1 rRNA gene is annotated in these 1,325 nt (G+C 55.1%); it reads right to left on the reverse strand.

Features of this window, described 5'->3' with window-relative positions:
• Positions 1–1,325 (reverse strand): 23S ribosomal RNA (locus tag ACFVTB_RS27560); the annotation flags it as partial.

A 1,325-nucleotide genomic window follows, 5' to 3' on the forward strand; every position in this document is an offset into this window, starting at 1 on the left:
CCAGAGGTTCGTCCGTCCCGGTCCTCTCGTACTAGGGACAGCCCTTCTCAAGTTTCCTACGCGCGCAGCGGATAGGGACCGAACTGTCTCACGACGTTCTAAACCCAGCTCGCGTACCGCTTTAATGGGCGAACAGCCCAACCCTTGGGACCTACTCCAGCCCCAGGATGCGACGAGCCGACATCGAGGTGCCAAACCATCCCGTCGATATGGACTCTTGGGGAAGATCAGCCTGTTATCCCCGGGGTACCTTTTATCCGTTGAGCGACACCGCTTCCACATGCCGGTGCCGGATCACTAGTCCCGACTTTCGTCCCTGCTCGACCTGTCGGTCTCACAGTCAAGCTCCCTTGTGCACTTACACTCGACACCTGATTGCCAACCAGGCTGAGGGAACCTTTGGGCGCCTCCGTTACATTTTGGGAGGCAACCGCCCCAGTTAAACTACCCACCAGGCACTGTCCCTGAACCCGATCAGGGTCCGAGGTTAGAGGTCCAATACGATCAGAGTGGTATTTCAACGACGACTCCACACACACTGGCGTGCATGTTTCACAGTCTCCCACCTATCCTACACAAGCCGAACCGAACACCAATACCAAGCTATAGTAAAGGTCCCGGGGTCTTTCCGTCCTGCTGCGCGTAACGAGCATCTTTACTCGTAGTGCAATTTCGCCGAGTCTATGGTTGAGACAGCTGAGAAGTCGTTACGCCATTCGTGCAGGTCGGAACTTACCCGACAAGGAATTTCGCTACCTTAGGATGGTTATAGTTACCACCGCCGTTTACCGGGGCTTAAATTCTCAGCTTCGCTCCGAAGAGCTAACCGGTCCTCTTAACCTTCCAGCACCGGGCAGGCGTCAGTCCGTATACATCGTCTTACGACTTCGCACGGACCTGTGTTTTTAGTAAACAGTCGCTTCTCACTGGTCTCTGCGACCCAATACAGCTCCAGGAGTAAATCCCTTCACCACACCGGGTCCCCCTTCTCCCGAAGTTACGGGGGCATTTTGCCGAGTTCCTTAACCATAGTTATCTCGATCGCCTTAGTATTCTCTACCTGACCACCTGAGTCGGTTTGGGGTACGGGCCGTGTACCAACTCGCTAGAGGCTTTTCTCGACAGCATAGGATCACTGAATTCGCCTCAATCGGCTACGCATCACCTCTCAGGCTCATGTCTGGCGGATTTGCCTACCAGACGCCCTACAGGCTTACACCAGGTATTCCATCACCTGGCCCAGCTACCTTCCTGCGTCACCCCATCGCTTGACTACTACACCCAGGGTCCCATGCAGCCACTTCTCTTCACCCGAAGGTGATAGG

Source organism: Paenibacillus sp. NPDC058071 (assembly GCF_042885235.1).
Lineage (GTDB): Bacteria > Bacillota > Bacilli > Paenibacillales > Paenibacillaceae > Pristimantibacillus.